Source organism: Methylobacterium sp. E-025 (assembly GCF_022829705.1).
Classification (GTDB): domain Bacteria; phylum Pseudomonadota; class Alphaproteobacteria; order Rhizobiales; family Beijerinckiaceae; genus Methylobacterium.
Window position 1 is genome coordinate 446,329 of record NZ_JAKSYR010000102.1, and the last position, 14,219, is coordinate 460,547.

The following is a 14,219-nucleotide window of genomic DNA, read 5'->3' on the forward strand; positions in this document are numbered from 1 at the left end:
AGATCGTCGCCCGTATCCTGAGACCACGGGCCACCTTCCGAAGCGCGTTCCTCAAGATCGAGGACGCGCTTTTTCCTTTTGGAGGGCTCGACCGCTGGCTCAGCGCGACTCGACCAGCACCGGCAGGCCGCCCTTCGGCTGCAGGCTGATCGCGCCGAACGGCACCACCGGCGCGTCGGAGGCGAGGCGGAAGCGGAAGCGGCGCCCGAGCACGGCGATCACGACCAGCATCTGCGTCAGCGCGAAGGATGCCCCGACGCAGACCCGCGGGCCGGTCGCGAACGGCAGGTAGGCGAGCCGCGGGCGGCCGACGCCGTTGCCTTCCGTGAAGCGCTCGGGATCGAACAGGTCGGGATCGCGCCAGAGCTTTCGGTGCCGGTGCACGATCCACGGCATCACGGCGATGATCGCGCCGCGCCGGACCCGGTGGCCGCCGACGACGTCGCGAGCCGCGGCCTGCCGCAGGATGGCGGGGATCGGCGGATACAGCCGCATCACCTCGTCGAGCACGCGGCGGGTATAGGGCAGCTTGTCCAAGGCGTCGGGGGTCGCGACGCCGTCGGGCATCGCCGCGTCGAGCTCGGCATGGAAGCGCGCCTCGACGGTGGGATGCAGGGCGAGGAGGTACCAGATCCAGGTCAGCGCTCGCACGGAGGCCGCGCCGCCGGCGATCAGGCTCGCGGCCTCGTCGCGCACCTCCGCATCCGGCAGGCCTTCGCCGGTCTGCCGGTCGCGCCCGTGGGCGAGGCGCCACAACAGGTCGTGCGGGCCGGCGTAGTCCGGCCCTCGCCGTGCGGCGATCATCGCGTGCAGGTCGGCGTCGAGCAGCGGCAGGGCCGGGTCGCGGCGGCGGTGGACGAGGCGGTCCGCGAGCCAAGGCGGCTTCGGGATCAGGTCGATCAGCCGCGGCTTGTGCGGCACCTTCGAAAGCCAGCGCAGGATCGGCAACCCGGCAGGATCGCCGCCGGTGACCACTTGGTTCCACAGCAGCGTCGAGAGGCTTCCGACCGAGCGCTCGATATCGACCGGCGCGGTCGAGCCCTCGGCCTCGACCGCGTCGGCGATGCGGCCGGCCAGTTCCAGCATCGCCGGGATGTCGGGACGGATCGAGCGCGGATCGATCGTCGGCGTCGCGACGCGGCGGTGCCGCCGCCAGACCTCGCCCTCGCTCGCCAGGGTGCCGGTGCGCAGATCGGTCTCGAACAGGCGGCGGATCGAGGTCACGCGGGGATAGTTGTCGAACCGGTCGATCAGCACGTGACGGATCGCGTCAGGATCGCTGACGAAGAGGACCTGCTGGCTCCAGTAGTTGCGCGGGACGATCAGGCGCTCGAACAGCTCGGCGTCGCAGGCCGCGAGCGAGTTGGTCGCGGCGGTCCTCAGGAAGGTCCAGGTCGGCAGCCGCCGAGCCGGACGCGGCGGCATGCCGGGAATCGGCGGATCGCCGGCCGCCGAAGCCGCCCGTTCCGCCACGTCGTCCGATACGCCGACCGCCATGGAACCCCAACCCGATCACCGGGCCGGATGCTGCCGGACCGCCTCGCCTCGCCCCGAGACGACCCTCCCATGCCGATCCGACGGTCGCGGCACAAGGGCTGATGCCGGGAGGCACCTACCGGTCCGGGTGTTCCGGTCAGGCGGCGTCGAGGCCGAGATCGATGATCGCGGCGCTGTGGGTGATCCAGCCGCAGGAGATCAGGTCGACCCCCGACGCCGCCACCGCGCCGATGGTCGCCGCGGTGATCCGGCCCGAGGCTTCCGCCAGCGCACGCCCGTCGATCATCGCCACCGCCCGGGTGAGCTGCTCCGGATTCATGTTGTCGAGGAGCACCGCGTCGGCGCCGACCGAAAGCGCCTCCTGCAGCTGGTCGAGCGTGTCGACCTCGACCTCGATCTTGACGAGGTGCCCCGCCCGGGCGCGCGCCCGCTCGATCGCCGGGACGATGCCGCCGGCCACCGCCACGTGGTTGTCCTTGATCAACACCGCGTCGTCGAGGCCGAAGCGGTGATTCGAGCCGCCGCCGGCGCGCACCGCGTGCTTCTCCAGCGCGCGCAGGCCCGGCGTGGTCTTGCGGGTACAGACGATCGAGGCCTTGCCGTGCGGCCGCGCCGCCTCGACGAGCCCTGCCGTGGCGGTCGCGACGCCCGACATCCGGCAGAGCAGGTTCAGCGCGACGCGCTCGGCGGTGAGGATCGCGCGGGCCGGCCCCGACAGCCGGATCACCACGTCGCCGGGCGCGACGCGGGCGCCGTCGCCGCGCTCGACCACGGCCCGCACCGCCGGATCGATCAGGGCAAAGGCGATCACCGCGGCGTCGACGCCGGAGATCACGCCGTCCTGGCGGGCGGCGATGACGCCGTCCAGGCGTGCGTCCGGCGGCACGATCGCATCGGTGGTGATGTCGCCGGCGCGGCCCAGATCCTCGAGCAGCGCGGCGCGGACGATCGGCTCCACGAGGAGCCGCGGCAGGGGCAGGATATCGCTCATCGGGCCAACGCCTCGTCGGTGCGCGCGGGTTCGGATGGGGCCGCGCCGGGGCTGCGCAGCGTCGCCTCGGTGTGCCGGGCCGGCGCGGCGTGCGGATGGTCGCTGCGCCAGTGGCCGCCGCGGCTCTCGCAGCGACCGAGTGCCGCCTGCGCCATCATCAGGGCGGTGAGCGCGGCGTCGCAGCCCGTTTCGGCCAAGCGCGACAGGCCGTCGACGGCGATCTGCAGGCCGGCCGCGTCGCGGACCACGCCGACATGGCGCTCCATGATCGCCCGGATCGCCGGCAGGTCGCTCGATGCGCGCGCGGTGCGGATCTCGGGCAGGACGGCGGCCGGAGGCATCGCGTCGAAGGCGTCGGCGATGAAGCCGGAGAAGGCCAGCGCCTCGAGCAGCGAGTTGCTGGCGAGCCGGTTCGCGCCGTGCAGGCCGGTCGAGGCGACCTCGCCGTTGGCGTAGAGACCGGGAACGCTCGACGCGCCGGTGCCGTCCACCTGGATGCCGCCCATGTGGTAGTGCGCGGCCGGCCGCACCGGGATCGCCTGCCGCGCCGGATCGATGCCGGCCGTCGCGCACAGGCCCGCGACGGTGGGGAAGCGCGTCGGCATCGCCGCGCCGAGCGTCCCGCGGGTGTCGAGGTAGACCGTGCGGCCCCGCGCCAGGGCCTGGAAGATGCCGCGGGCGACGACGTCGCGCGGCGCGAGGTCGCCGCCGGCGATGCCGGCCATCACGGCGGCGCCGGTCTCGTCGACGAGCCGGGCGCCCTCCCCCCGCAGCGCCTCGGTGGCGAGCGGCATCGGGTCGGCGCCGACGGCGATCGCCGTCGGGTGGAACTGCACGAATTCGAGGTCGCGCATCACCGCGCCGGCCCGGGCCGCCAGCGCGAGGCCGCGGCCGGTGGCGCCGCGCGGGTTCGTGGTCGAGGCGTAGAGCGCGCCGACCCCGCCCGTGGCGAGCACGACGGCGCGGGCACGGATGCGGAAGCGCGCGCCGTCGCGCTCGCACACGACGCCGGCCGCCGCCCCGTTCTCGTCCTGAAGCAGGTCGTGGACCGAGGCGGTCACCACCTCGATGGAGGGCGTCGCGAACACCGCACGCACCAAGGTCTCTAGGACGCGCGCGCCGGTGGAGTCGCCGCCCGCCCGCACGATTCGGCGGCGGCCGTGAGCTGCCTCCAGGCCGAGCGCCAGAGCACCGTCGGCGTCGCGGTCGAACGGCGCGCCGAGCGAGACCAGCCAGTCGATCAGCCGCGGACCTTCCGCGGCCACCCGAAGGGCGACCGCAGGATCGGTGAGGCCGGCACCCGCAGCCTCGGTGTCGGCGGCATGGAGCGACGGGGCGTCGTCGGCGCCGATCGCGGCGGCGATGCCGCCCTGCGCCCAGCCGGTGGCGGTGCCGAGCCCGAGGGGCGCGGCGCTGACCAGCGTCACCGGCCGCGGCGCGAGCCGCAGGGCGACGCTCAGGCCCGCGACGCCGGCGCCGACGACGACGACGCGGTCGGCGGGGTTGCGCGAGAACGCGTTCATCGCGCACCCACCGCGAGCATGCGCTCCACCGCGGCGCGCGCCCGGTCGGCCAAAGCCGGGTCGACGACGACCTCGTGGGTCAGGGTCTCCAGGGCGTGCCGGATGTTCGACAGGCTCATCCGCTTCATGTGCGGGCACATGTTGCACGGCTTGATGAACTCGATGTCCGGGTTCGCGGCCGCGATGTTGTCGGCCATCGAGCACTCGGTCACGAGCACGACCTGCGCCGGGCGCTTCTCGGTGACGAAGTTCATCATCATCGCGGTCGAGCCCGAGAAGTCGGATTCGGCGACGACGTCCGGCGGGCATTCCGGGTGGGCGATGACGGTGACGCCGGGATAGCTCTCGCGCACCTCGCGGATGTCGGCTGGGGTGAAGCGCTCGTGCACCTCGCAATGCCCGGCCCAGGTGAGGATCTCGATCTCGGGCAGCACCGCCTGGACGTTCTGCGCCAGGAACTCGTCGGGGATCATCAGCACGCGCTTCACGCCGAGCGAGCGGATCACCTCGACGGCGTTGCCGGAGGTGCAGCACAGGTCGGACTCGGCCTTCACCGCCGCGGAGGTGTTGACGTAGGTCACGATCGGCACGCCGGGATACTTGGCGCGCAGGCCGCGCACGTCGGCGGCGGTGATCGAGTCGGCGAGCGAGCAGCCGGCGCCGAGATCCGGGATCAGGACGGTCTTGCCCGGGTTCAGCAGCTTGGCCGTCTCGGCCATGAAGTGCACGCCGGCGAGCACGATCACGTCGGCCTTCACCGTCGCCGCCTCGCGGGCGAGGGCCAGGCTGTCGCCGACGATGTCAGCCACCGTGTGGAAGATCTCCGGCGCCTGATAGTTGTGCGCCAGGATCACGGCGTTGCGCTCGCGCTTGAGGCGGAGGATCGCCTCGATGTCGGGGGCGAGCGCCGGCCATTCGATCGCCGGGATGTGGCGGCTGACCCGGGCGTAGATCTCGGGCAGCGGCATCCCTGCCGGAACGGCGCGGGGGGCGGAGACGGGAAACACGGTCGACGCCATGGCGCCCTCCATTATGCTCAGTTTGAGCATTGTGTCGCCTAAGTTAGGCGCGCCGGATCGCCGTGTCTAGATATGCTGAGACTGAGCATAACGGTTTTGCGACCCACCCGGCGCGATGCGTCGCACAACGCCGTCGCCCCGGTCCGAGGCTCGCGCGCTTCCGGCGTGATGGGCTCGTGCAGGACAGGTTGGTCGTCCTGTCCGGGATGCGGAATTTTTGACCAGGACGCGGGCCGTGGGAGGACCGACGCCTCGCCGCGATGAGGCAGCAATGCCTAGATCGCCGCAGGCCGAAACCGCCCAAAGATAACCTATGTTGCTGCGGCACCCGATCGATTGCGCGACATCGCGAGCCGGTGCCGAGGCGCCATCGGAACTCCAGCTGCGCGGGGCACGATGCTCATCACCACGGAAGACAGCAATGGCTCCTCGGACTCCCTGTCCGTCGCGGCGCCGAAACTGTCCGATGCGATCCGCATCCATCTCGGTGAGCATCTTCGAACCACGTATGCCGCCTCGATGCAGGCCCCGCCGCCGTCCCATCTCGGCGATCTGCTGGCGCGCCTCGAAGTTGTTCTTGCCGACGCGCAGGGGCGCGACGACGCGGCGTTCAAGGCCGGCCTGCTCGAAGCCGCCACCAGCCTGCACAGCTTCGCCATCTCGCTGACCCGCAACCCCTCGGCGGCCGACGATCTCGTGCAGGACACGATGCTGCGCGCCTGGCGCAGCCGCGGCAGCTTCAAGGTTGGGACCAACCTCGGCGCCTGGCTGTTCACCATCATGCGCAACGCCTTCTACAGCGTCCACCGCAAGCACGCCCGCGAGGTCGCCGACAGCGATGGCGATCACGCCGCGCGCCTGACGAGCCTGCCCGAGCAGGGCGGCCACCTCGATCTTCAGGACGTGCAGGTCGCGCTCGGGCGCCTGTCGCCGCCGATGCGCGAGGCGCTGATCCTCGTCGCCGTCGAGAACGTGTCGTACGAAGAGGCGGCGACGATCCTCAAGTGCCGGATCGGCACCGTGAAGAGCCGCGTGTGGCGCGCCCGCGACCAACTCGCGCACATGCTCGGCTATACCGGTGCCGAGGTCGGCGCTGACCACCTCACGCTCTCGGCGATCGGCGAAGGCGGCCTCGCCGCCGGCGCCTGAGCGGACCGTCCCTTCGCGGGCGCGACCTGCCCCTTCGCAGGCGCGACCTGCGTCGTCGAGCGCGAGCGGCAGCCCTAAGGTCGAGAGCGATCCCTGAAGCCGGCAGCGCGCTGCGTCCGGGTCGTCGAACCATGCCGCCGCACGGCGCGCCGATCGCGATCACATTCTTTATCCAACCGCGCCGATCCGGCGCAGTCTGGAACGGATCGAATCAATCCGTCTGGCGTTCCCGTTGCGATACCGCCCTGCGGGCACGCACTTCGCCCGCACCACAGCAGCCGGCACCACCGGTCGCACGGGACAGCGAGCATGACGGACAAGACACGAGACGGCGCCTTCGCGCTGACGCGGCGGACGCTGATGGAGAGCTGCGCCGTCGCGGCGGCCGCCACCGGCTTCGGCCTGCCGGCAAAGCCGGCCTTCGCGGACGCACCGGGCGATCAGGCGCCGCAGATGCTGTCGGTCCGCCTGACGGTGAACGGCACCGAGCACGACCTCACCCTCGACACGCGCACCACCCTGCTCGACGCGCTGCGCGAGCATCTTGACCTCAACGGCTCGAAGAAGGGCTGCGACCACGGCCAATGCGGCGCGTGCACGGTGCTGGTGGATGGGCGCCGGATCAATTCCTGCCTGACGCTCGCCGCGATGCACGATGGCGACGCGATCACCACGATCGAAGGCTTGGGCACCGAGGAGCAGCTCCACCCGATCCAGGCGGCGTTCCTTCAGCATGACGGGTTCCAGTGCGGCTACTGCACGCCGGGCCAGATCTGCTCCAGCGTCGGCATGCTGGCGGAAGTCAAGGCGGGCTGGCCGAGCCACGTCACCGAAGACCTCGTCGGCAAGGCTGCGTTCACCGATGCCGAGATCCGCGAGCGGATGAGCGGCAACCTGTGCCGCTGCAGCGCCTACCCGAACATCGTCGCGGCGATCCGCGACGTCGCCGGCACCGAACTCTAGAGGCGCGCGCGATGAAAGCCTTCACCTACGAGCGGCCTTCCACCGTCCGCGACGCGGCGCGGCTCGCGGCGGACCGGCCGAATGCCAAGTTCATCGCCGGCGGCACCAACCTGCTCGACCTGATGAAGCTCCAGGTTGAGACGCCAGCGACCCTGATCGACGTCAACCGGCTGCCCCTCGACAAGGTCGAGGCCACACCGGAGGGCGGCCTGCGCATCGGCGCGCTTGTGCGCAACTCCAATCTCGCCGCCGACCCGCGGGTGCGGAAGGATTACGCGGTGCTGAGCAAGGCCCTGCTCGCGGGCGCTTCGGGGCAGCTGCGCAACAAGGCCACGACCGCTGGAAACCTGCTCCAGCGCACGCGGTGCTACTATTTCTACGACACGTCGAAACCCTGCAACAAGCGCGAGCCCGGCTCGGGCTGCTCGGCGATCGGCGGGTTCAACCGCATCATGGCGGTGCTCGGCACCAGCGATGCCTGCATCGCCACCAACCCCTCCGACATGAATGTCGCGATGCGGGTCCTCGATGCCAGCGTCGAGACGCTGTCGCCGAACGGCGCGACCCGCGCGATCCCGATGGCACAGTTCCACCGCCTGCCGGGCGACACCCCGCAGATCGAGACCGCCCTGCAGCCGGGCGAGATCATCACGGCCGTGACGCTGCCGAAGCCCGTCGAGGGCCTGCACGTGTATCGCAAGGTGCGCGACCGCGCCTCCTACGCCTTCGCCACGGTCTCGATCGCGGCCGTCATCGGCAAGGCGGACGGCAAGATCACGCAGGCGCGGATGGCCTTCGGCGGCCTCGCGCATAAGCCGTGGCGGGTCGAGGCGGCCGAGGCCGTGCTCGCCAAGGGCGGTAGCGCCGACGACGCCGCGGATGCGGTCCTGGACGGCGCCCGCGGCTACGGCACCAACGACTTCAAGATCCCGCTGACCCGGCGGACGCTCCGCGCGGTGGTGACTGACGCCACCCGGACCTGACCGTCCACGCTTTCAGGATGAATGCCATGGAGATGAATCAACCGGTCGGGAAGACGCCGCTCGACGACAGGCCCGACGGCCTCGTCGGACGGCCGATCGACCGCATCGACGGCCGCCTCAAGGTGATGGGCCGCGCGCCCTATGCCTACGAGACCCGAGAGGTGAAGAACCCAGCCTACGGCTTCATCGTCGGCGCGACGATCGCCGCCGGCACGATCCGCTCGATCGATACCGCCGCCGCCGCGAAGGCACCCGGCGTCATCCATGTGATGACCCACGAGAACGTGCCCGAGCAAGGGGAGAAGAAGGAGCAGGTCTGGCCGCAGCTCTCCGGGACGAACATCGGGTTCTTCGATCAGCCGGTGGCCTTCGTCGTGGCCGAGACCTTCGAGCAGGCGCGCGCCGCGGCCAAGCTGGTGAAGGTCGCCTACGACGTCCGGGCCCCGAAAGCCTCGCTGCGGGCGGCGCTGCCCCAGGCGGTCGAGCCGAAGAAGCAGCAGACCGACCCGGATTCGAAGCTCGGCGACTTCGACGGTGCCTTCGCCGCGGCCCCGGTCAAGCTCGACGTCGAGTACACGACGCCGACGCAGATCCACGCGCAGATGGAGCCGCACGCGACGATCGCCTCGTGGGAGGGCGACAAGGTCGTGCTCTACACCGCCAACCAGATGCTGAACCGCGGGCAGAAGTCGCTCGCTTCGGTGCTGAAGCTGCCGGTCGAGAACGTGCGTCTGGTGAGCCATTACATCGGCGGCGGCTTCGGCTCGAAGCTGCAGCCAATGCCGGAGGCGACGCTCGCCGCGCTGGCCTCCAAAGCAATCCAGCGCCCCGTGAAGGTGGCCCTGTCCCGGCAGCAGGAATTCCACGTCGCGACCCACCGCACCGACACGATCCAGCGCATCCGGCTGGCCTCCGACCGCGACGGAAGGCTGACGGCCCTGTCCCACGAATCCTGGTCCGACACGGCACAGGGTGACGAGTTCTACGAGACCTCGGCCAACGTCACGCGCTCGCTCTATGCCGCGCCGAACCGCATCACGCGCCATCGCCTGGCCAAGCTCGACCTGCCGATCGCGTCCTCGATGCGTGCGCCCGGCGAGGCCGTCGGCATGCTCGCCTTCGAATGCGCCATGGACGAGCTCGCCGAGCAGATCGGCCTCGACCCGATCGAGCTGCGAATCCGCAACGAGCCGACGCAGGACCCGGAGAAGCAGGTGCCGTTCACCGTGCGCCAGCTCGTGCCGTGCATGCGCGAGGGTGCCAAGCTGTTCGGATGGGACCGCCGCAAGGCGGCTGGCACGATGCGCGACGGCAATTGGATGGTCGGCATGGGCATGTCGGCGGCGGCCCGCCTCAACCCGCTGATGCCGTCCTCGGCGTCGGTGAAGCTCGGCGCCGACGGATACCTGACCGTGCGGATGGCGATGACCGACATCGGCACCGGCACCTACACCATCCTCGCCCAGATCGCCGGCGAGATGATGGGGCTCCCGGTCGAGCGCATCCGCGTCGAGATCGGCGACACCGCCTATCCCGCGGCGGCCGGCTCCGGCGGATCGTTCGGCGCGGGCTCGGCCGGCTCGGCGCTCTACGTCGCCTGCGACAACCTGCGCAACAAGCTCGTGGCGGCGACCGACCTCAACCCGGACGGCGTCGTCTTCGCGCACGGGCGCGTCACCTCCGGAAACCGCTCCGAAGCCCTGGCCGACCTCGCCGGGTCGAGCGGCGTCGCGGCGGAGGGCGAGATCAAGCCCGGCGCGCTGAAGGAGAAGTTCTCGCACTACTCGTTCGGTGCGCACTTCGCCGAGGTCGGCGTCGACCGCGACACCGGCGAGATCCGTCTGAAGCGGATGCTCGGCGTCTTCACCGGCGGCCGCATCCTCAACGCCAAGACCGCCCGCAGCCAGGCGATCGGCGGGATGACCTTCGGCGTCGGCGCGGCGCTGATGGAGGATGCGGTGATCGACCCGCGCACCGCCACCTACGTCAACCACGATCTCGCCGAGTATCACGTGCCGGTCCACGCCGACATTCCTGCGATGGACGCGGTGTTCCTGCCGGAGCGCGACGACAAGGCCAACCCGCTCAAGAGCAAGGGGCTGGGCGAGCTCGGCATCTGCGGCGCCGGCGCGGCTTTGGCCAACGCCGTCTACAACGCCACCGGCATCCGCATCCGCGACTATCCGCTGACGCTGGACAAGGTGCTGAAGGGCTTCGAGGAGCAGGAAGGCCGCGCGCCGCGCCGGGCATGACGCCAGGGAGTGGTTGACGGCGGCCTCGCCCATGGACATCCCGCGATGTGCCAACATCCGGGAGCCACGCCATGGTGTCCGCCGACCGCCATCCCCCGAGCCGCTTCAATGCGGCGCGCTACTGCCTCGGCGAGAACGTGCGGGCACGGCCGGACAAGACCGCGCTGATCCTCGTCGGCGCGGGCGAGGCGGTCGAGACCCTCACCTTCGCCGAGGCCGACCGCGCCGTCCGCGGGATCGCGGCCGGGCTCCTGGCCCGCGGATTGCGCCGCGGCGACCGGGTGATGATCCGCATGGGCAACGAGGCCGACTACGTCCTCGTCTACTTCGCCGCGCTCGCCGCAGGCCTCGTCGCCCTCCCATCGTCGCCGCAGCTGACGCCGGCCGAGGCAGCCTTCCTGATGGAGAACTCGGGTGCGGCGGCGGTCGCCGTCGGCGGCGGCTGCGTGGTCGATCCGGCGGCTCTCAGCGACTGCATCCTTCTCGATGCAGCGGCCATCGCCGCGATGAAGACCGAAGCGCCGCTCGCCGACTACGCGGACACCTCCGCCGACGACCCGGCGACCCTGGTCTACACCTCCGGCACCACCAGCCGACCGAAGGGCGTGCTGCACGCCCACCGCGCGGTCTACGGCCGCCGGCCGATGCTCGAGCACTGGCTCGGCCTTTCGGAATCCGACACGATGCTGCACGCCGGTACGATGAACTGGACCTACACGCTCGGCGTCGGCATCACCGATCCGTGGTCCGTCGGCGCGACCGCCGTGCTGTACAACGGGCCGCGCGACCCGTCCGTCTGGCCCCGGCTGATCGCGCGCCATCGCGCCACGATCTTCGCCGCCGTGCCGAGCCTGTATCGCCAGATCCTCAAGTACGGCGACCCGGGCAGCCACGACCTGTCGAGCCTGCGCCACGGCTGCACCGCCGGCGAGGCGCTTCCCGCGGACGTGCTCGACGCCTGGACCGAAGCGACGGGAAAGCCGCTCTACGAGGCGCTCGGCATGAGCGAGATCTCGACCTACGTCTCGACCGGGCCGACGATCGCGCAGCGCCGCGGCTCGCCGGGCAAGCCCCAGCCGGGACGGCGCGTGGCGATCCTGCCGGTCGAGGGCGCACCCGAGCCGGTACCGGGCGGCGAGACCGGCTTGCTCGCGGTCCACCGCTCCGAGCCCGGCCTAATGCTCGGCTACTGGAACAGGCCCGACGAGGAGGCGCAGGTGCTGCGCGGCGACTGGTTCGCCGGCGGCGACCTCGCCCGGCTCGATGCCGACGGCTATCTCTGGTTCGAGGGCCGCAACGACGACCTGATGAACGCGATGGGCTACCGCGTCTCCCCGAACGAGGTCGAGGGCGCGCTGATCGCGCATCCGTCCGTCGTCGAAGCTGGGGTCGCCGAGCTGGCCGTGCGCGCCGACGTCTCGGTGATCTGTGGCTTCGTCGTGCTGCAGCCGGGCGCCGAGCCCGACGCGGACGCGCTGATCGCGTGGTGCGCCGAGCGCCTCGCGGCCTACAAGCGCCCGCGGGAGATCCGCTTCCTCGACGCCCTCCCCCGCACCGCCAACGGCAAGGTCCAGCGCAAGCGGCTCGCCGCGGCAACCGGGGCTTGAGCCGCGTGTCCGCGATCCCGCCGAACGGCACGAGCACCCTGCCGATCTCCGTCTTCATCATCGCCCGCAACGAGGCGGACCGCATCGGCGCGACGATCCGTGCAGTGCGCGACCTGACCGACGACCTGGTGGTGGTCGATTCCGGCTCGACCGACGGGACGCAGGCGCTGGCGGCCTCCCTCGGCGTGCGGGTGATCCACAACGACTGGCCGGGCTACGGCCCGCAGAAGCGCTTCGCCGAGGACCAGTGCCGCCACGCCTGGCTCCTGAACCTCGACGCCGACGAGGTGGTGCCGCCCGACCTCGCCGCCAACATCCGCGCCTTGTTCGCCGCCGGCGAGCCCGAAACGCCCGCCTGGCGCATCGCCATCGCCGAGATCTTCCCCGGCGAGAGCCGGCCGCATCGCTGGGCCTACGCCCTGACGCCGGTGCGGCTCTACCGCAAGGATCGCGGGCGCTACTCGCCCTCCCCGGTCCACGACCGCGTGGCGCTCGAGCCCGGCGTCGAGCCCGGACGGCTCAAGGGGGTGATCCATCACTTCTCGGTGCGCTCGCTCGGCGACCAGCTCGACAAGCTCAACCGCTACTCCGACCAGCAGGCCGACGACCTCGAAGCCCGCGGCGTCGCGATCCCGAGCTGGCGCGTGTTCGTGGAGCTGCCCGGCAACTTCCTGAAGGCCTATTTCGGCCGCCGCCACTGCGTCCGCGGCGTCTACGGCTTCCTCACGGCGATGAACTACGCGATCTCGCGCCACCTGCGCATCGCCAAGCACTACGAACGCCGAAGGGCCTCCGCCACGCGCCAAGCCCGCGACCCGCTTGACCGCCCCGGCCCGACCTCTTAGAGCCGACGACGCTGGAGACGTGGCCGAGCGGCTGAAGGCACTCGTTTGCTAAATGAGCATACCCAGAAATGGGTATCGAGGGTTCGAATCCCTCCGTCTCCGCCATTTTGCTTCAATTCTTGATTGTTTCTCAACGACTTAGCTCCAAGGGCTGTTGTACTACCCACGCCCGCACCCGCGTGGGCAACGCAAATCTCGGCGGCTGATAGCGAACGGTCGCGGTCGCCGCTCAAGTCGATAGACGAGGTTGAGCCCGCCTTCGGTTTCTCAGGCCGCGGCATCTGATCACCGCCTCGAACAAAGGGCCCTAGTCCGGCTTACCCATGCGTCGGTCTGAGGATCGACCGTCCACGCCCCCATGCTCAGGTTCTCCCCCGTTTCTGGGCGGGCGTGGACGACAAGATCAGGTCGCGACATGCGATCGGCCTCCGAGGAGGTGCGTGATGACTTCGAACACAGTCGCGATCGTCTGTGGTGCCGGCTGCGCCTTAATCGGTCCGGCGGTGGCCAGGGCCTTCACCAATGATCCGACCGATCAGCTCACGCTGTCGCTGATCATCGCCGGCTCGGTGGTAGTGACGGTCCTGGTGTGCGGGCTTCGGTCCTGGGAGGACTGAGCCCGCACGTGAGGCTTGACCCAGCAGGCTAGCGGAGGTCAGCGAACATCGAGCCGAGGCCCGCGCGGGTCGCCAAGGCGTCGGCAACGCGAATGCGCTCTCGAGACCGCAGCAAAGCCGCGTCGGCTTCGTTGGCGAGCCTTTTGGATCGCGCGATGTCTGCCGAGGCCCAACGGATGTTCGCGACGGCGAGGTAGGCGAGGATCATGCGCATTGCACGACCCTCTGCGCTGCGTGCCGAGCTTGTGCGATCAAGGCGCCAATCTCCACACTCGCGTGTCGAGCTAGCGCCATCGTCACCACAGGATCGCCGCGCATTGCTTCCGCGACGAGCGTCCTCAACACCGTGTCGGCATACTCAGCTTGCCGCAGCATCATCTGAGCTTCGCCAATAGCCATCGCAGTCGGAACAGACTTCGGCACCTGCCGCTTGGGGCGCTTGAACCGCTTTCCTCCGGACGGGACAACGGCGAGGTAGGATGGCAGAGCCTTCATAGGCTAGTCTCCCATCCGCATCCTACTGCCGAGAGGATCAGCGCTGCACGTTGCGACGGCGGCTGCGACTCCCGCTCCTGATGCCACTGCCACGCCGGAGTGTAGAGCGTGGTCAAGGCGCCGAGCGGGGGATGTCTAAGCTCACAAGCGACCTTGTAAGCCTCCTGGTTCAGCCACGTCTCATAGTTGGCGAGTAAGCTCGCGGTGATTGGAGTGGCGACCGCAGTCGGGTTGCCAATGAGCGTCACGCCGCCACCGATGAGCGGAAGCGAGACAAG

14 protein-coding genes and 1 tRNA gene are annotated in these 14,219 nt (G+C 70.5%); 8 read left to right on the forward strand and 7 right to left on the reverse strand.

Features of this window, described 5'->3' with window-relative positions:
- Positions 1-99: 99 nt before the first annotated feature.
- The 4 genes from MKK64_RS14305 to nadA form a co-directional block, all read right to left on the reverse strand.
- The gene (locus tag MKK64_RS14305) at positions 100-1,497 is read right to left on the reverse strand and encodes a cytochrome P450 (protein WP_243935558.1); all 1,398 of its coding nucleotides are present in this window, start codon (positions 1,495-1,497) and stop codon (positions 100-102) included.
- A gap of 136 nt (positions 1,498-1,633) precedes the next feature.
- Positions 1,634-2,488: a carboxylating nicotinate-nucleotide diphosphorylase gene (nadC, locus tag MKK64_RS14310; RefSeq protein WP_243935559.1), complete on the reverse strand. Its 855-nt coding sequence runs from the start codon at positions 2,486-2,488 to the stop codon at positions 1,634-1,636.
- Entirely contained in the window at positions 2,485-4,011 is a 1,527-nt protein-coding gene (locus tag MKK64_RS14315) for an L-aspartate oxidase (RefSeq protein ID WP_243935560.1), read from the reverse strand. The genes nadC and MKK64_RS14315 overlap by 4 nt, the downstream gene beginning before the upstream one ends.
- Entirely contained in the window at positions 4,008-5,030 is a 1,023-nt protein-coding gene (gene nadA / locus MKK64_RS14320; protein WP_243935561.1) for a quinolinate synthase NadA, read from the reverse strand. Before nadA ends, MKK64_RS14315 begins: the two co-directional genes overlap by 4 nt.
- A 396-nt stretch (positions 5,031-5,426) precedes the next feature.
- On the opposite strand from nadA, the gene MKK64_RS14325 reads away from it, so the two are divergent.
- The 8 genes from MKK64_RS14325 to MKK64_RS14360 all read left to right on the forward strand — a co-directional run bounded on the left by MKK64_RS14325 (position 5,427) and on the right by MKK64_RS14360 (position 13,446).
- Positions 5,427-6,179 carry a sigma-70 family RNA polymerase sigma factor gene (locus MKK64_RS14325; RefSeq protein ID WP_243935562.1) on the forward strand — a complete coding sequence of 251 codons (753 nt, stop codon included), beginning with the start codon at positions 5,427-5,429 and terminating at the stop codon, positions 6,177-6,179.
- 309 nt (positions 6,180-6,488) lie between these two features.
- Positions 6,489-7,142, forward strand: a complete 654-nt coding sequence (paoA, locus tag MKK64_RS14330; protein ID WP_243935563.1) for an aldehyde dehydrogenase iron-sulfur subunit PaoA — start codon at positions 6,489-6,491, stop codon at positions 7,140-7,142.
- A gap of 11 nt (positions 7,143-7,153) precedes the next feature.
- Positions 7,154-8,125, forward strand: coding sequence for an FAD binding domain-containing protein (locus tag MKK64_RS14335; RefSeq protein WP_243935564.1), 972 nt, complete (start codon positions 7,154-7,156; stop codon positions 8,123-8,125).
- A 26-nt stretch (positions 8,126-8,151) separates the two neighbouring features.
- Positions 8,152-10,377 carry a xanthine dehydrogenase family protein molybdopterin-binding subunit gene (locus MKK64_RS14340; protein ID WP_243935565.1) on the forward strand — a complete coding sequence of 742 codons (2,226 nt, stop codon included), beginning with the start codon at positions 8,152-8,154 and terminating at the stop codon, positions 10,375-10,377.
- A gap of 71 nt (positions 10,378-10,448) precedes the next feature.
- On the forward strand, positions 10,449-11,984 hold the full coding sequence (locus MKK64_RS14345; RefSeq protein WP_243935566.1) for an acyl-CoA synthetase: 1,536 nt from the start codon (positions 10,449-10,451) through the stop codon (positions 11,982-11,984).
- Positions 11,981-12,829: a glycosyltransferase family 2 protein gene (locus tag MKK64_RS14350; protein ID WP_243935567.1), complete on the forward strand. Its 849-nt coding sequence runs from the start codon at positions 11,981-11,983 to the stop codon at positions 12,827-12,829. The genes MKK64_RS14345 and MKK64_RS14350 overlap by 4 nt, the downstream gene beginning before the upstream one ends.
- Before the next feature lie 13 nt (positions 12,830-12,842).
- A tRNA-Ser gene (locus MKK64_RS14355) sits at positions 12,843-12,934 on the forward strand.
- A 338-nt stretch (positions 12,935-13,272) separates the two neighbouring features.
- The gene (locus tag MKK64_RS14360) at positions 13,273-13,446 is read left to right on the forward strand and encodes a hypothetical protein (protein WP_243935568.1); all 174 of its coding nucleotides are present in this window, start codon (positions 13,273-13,275) and stop codon (positions 13,444-13,446) included.
- A 28-nt stretch (positions 13,447-13,474) separates the two neighbouring features.
- On the opposite strand, the gene MKK64_RS14365 is transcribed toward MKK64_RS14360, so the two are convergent.
- From MKK64_RS14365 to MKK64_RS14375, 3 genes are all read right to left on the reverse strand, one after another.
- Positions 13,475-13,654, reverse strand: a complete 180-nt coding sequence (locus MKK64_RS14365) for a hypothetical protein (RefSeq protein ID WP_243935569.1) — start codon at positions 13,652-13,654, stop codon at positions 13,475-13,477.
- The gene (locus MKK64_RS14370; RefSeq protein WP_243935570.1) at positions 13,651-13,941 is read right to left on the reverse strand and encodes a hypothetical protein; all 291 of its coding nucleotides are present in this window, start codon (positions 13,939-13,941) and stop codon (positions 13,651-13,653) included. The genes MKK64_RS14365 and MKK64_RS14370 overlap by 4 nt, the downstream gene beginning before the upstream one ends.
- The coding region (locus MKK64_RS14375) for a hypothetical protein (protein ID WP_243935571.1) at positions 13,938-14,219 on the reverse strand (282 nt) is incomplete at its 5' end. The genes MKK64_RS14370 and MKK64_RS14375, both read right to left, overlap by 4 nt.

Excerpts from the sequence above, each read along its gene's own strand:
- MKK64_RS14305 (WP_243935558.1), bottom strand. The coding sequence starts at position 1,497 with ATGGCGGTCGGCGTATCGGACGACGTGGCGGAACGGGCGGCTTCGGCG.
- nadC (WP_243935559.1), bottom strand. The coding sequence starts at position 2,488 with ATGAGCGATATCCTGCCCCTGCCGCGGCTCCTCGTGGAGCCGATCGTC.
- MKK64_RS14315 (WP_243935560.1), bottom strand. The coding sequence starts at position 4,011 with ATGAACGCGTTCTCGCGCAACCCCGCCGACCGCGTCGTCGTCGTCGGC.
- nadA (WP_243935561.1), bottom strand. The coding sequence starts at position 5,030 with ATGGCGTCGACCGTGTTTCCCGTCTCCGCCCCCCGCGCCGTTCCGGCA.
- MKK64_RS14325 (WP_243935562.1), top strand. The coding sequence starts at position 5,427 with ATGCTCATCACCACGGAAGACAGCAATGGCTCCTCGGACTCCCTGTCC.
- paoA (WP_243935563.1), top strand. The coding sequence starts at position 6,489 with ATGACGGACAAGACACGAGACGGCGCCTTCGCGCTGACGCGGCGGACG.
- MKK64_RS14335 (WP_243935564.1), top strand. The coding sequence starts at position 7,154 with ATGAAAGCCTTCACCTACGAGCGGCCTTCCACCGTCCGCGACGCGGCG.
- MKK64_RS14340 (WP_243935565.1), top strand. The coding sequence starts at position 8,152 with ATGGAGATGAATCAACCGGTCGGGAAGACGCCGCTCGACGACAGGCCC.
- MKK64_RS14345 (WP_243935566.1), top strand. The coding sequence starts at position 10,449 with ATGGTGTCCGCCGACCGCCATCCCCCGAGCCGCTTCAATGCGGCGCGC.
- MKK64_RS14360 (WP_243935568.1), top strand. The coding sequence starts at position 13,273 with ATGACTTCGAACACAGTCGCGATCGTCTGTGGTGCCGGCTGCGCCTTA.
- MKK64_RS14365 (WP_243935569.1), bottom strand. The coding sequence starts at position 13,654 with ATGATCCTCGCCTACCTCGCCGTCGCGAACATCCGTTGGGCCTCGGCA.
- MKK64_RS14370 (WP_243935570.1), bottom strand. The coding sequence starts at position 13,941 with ATGAAGGCTCTGCCATCCTACCTCGCCGTTGTCCCGTCCGGAGGAAAG.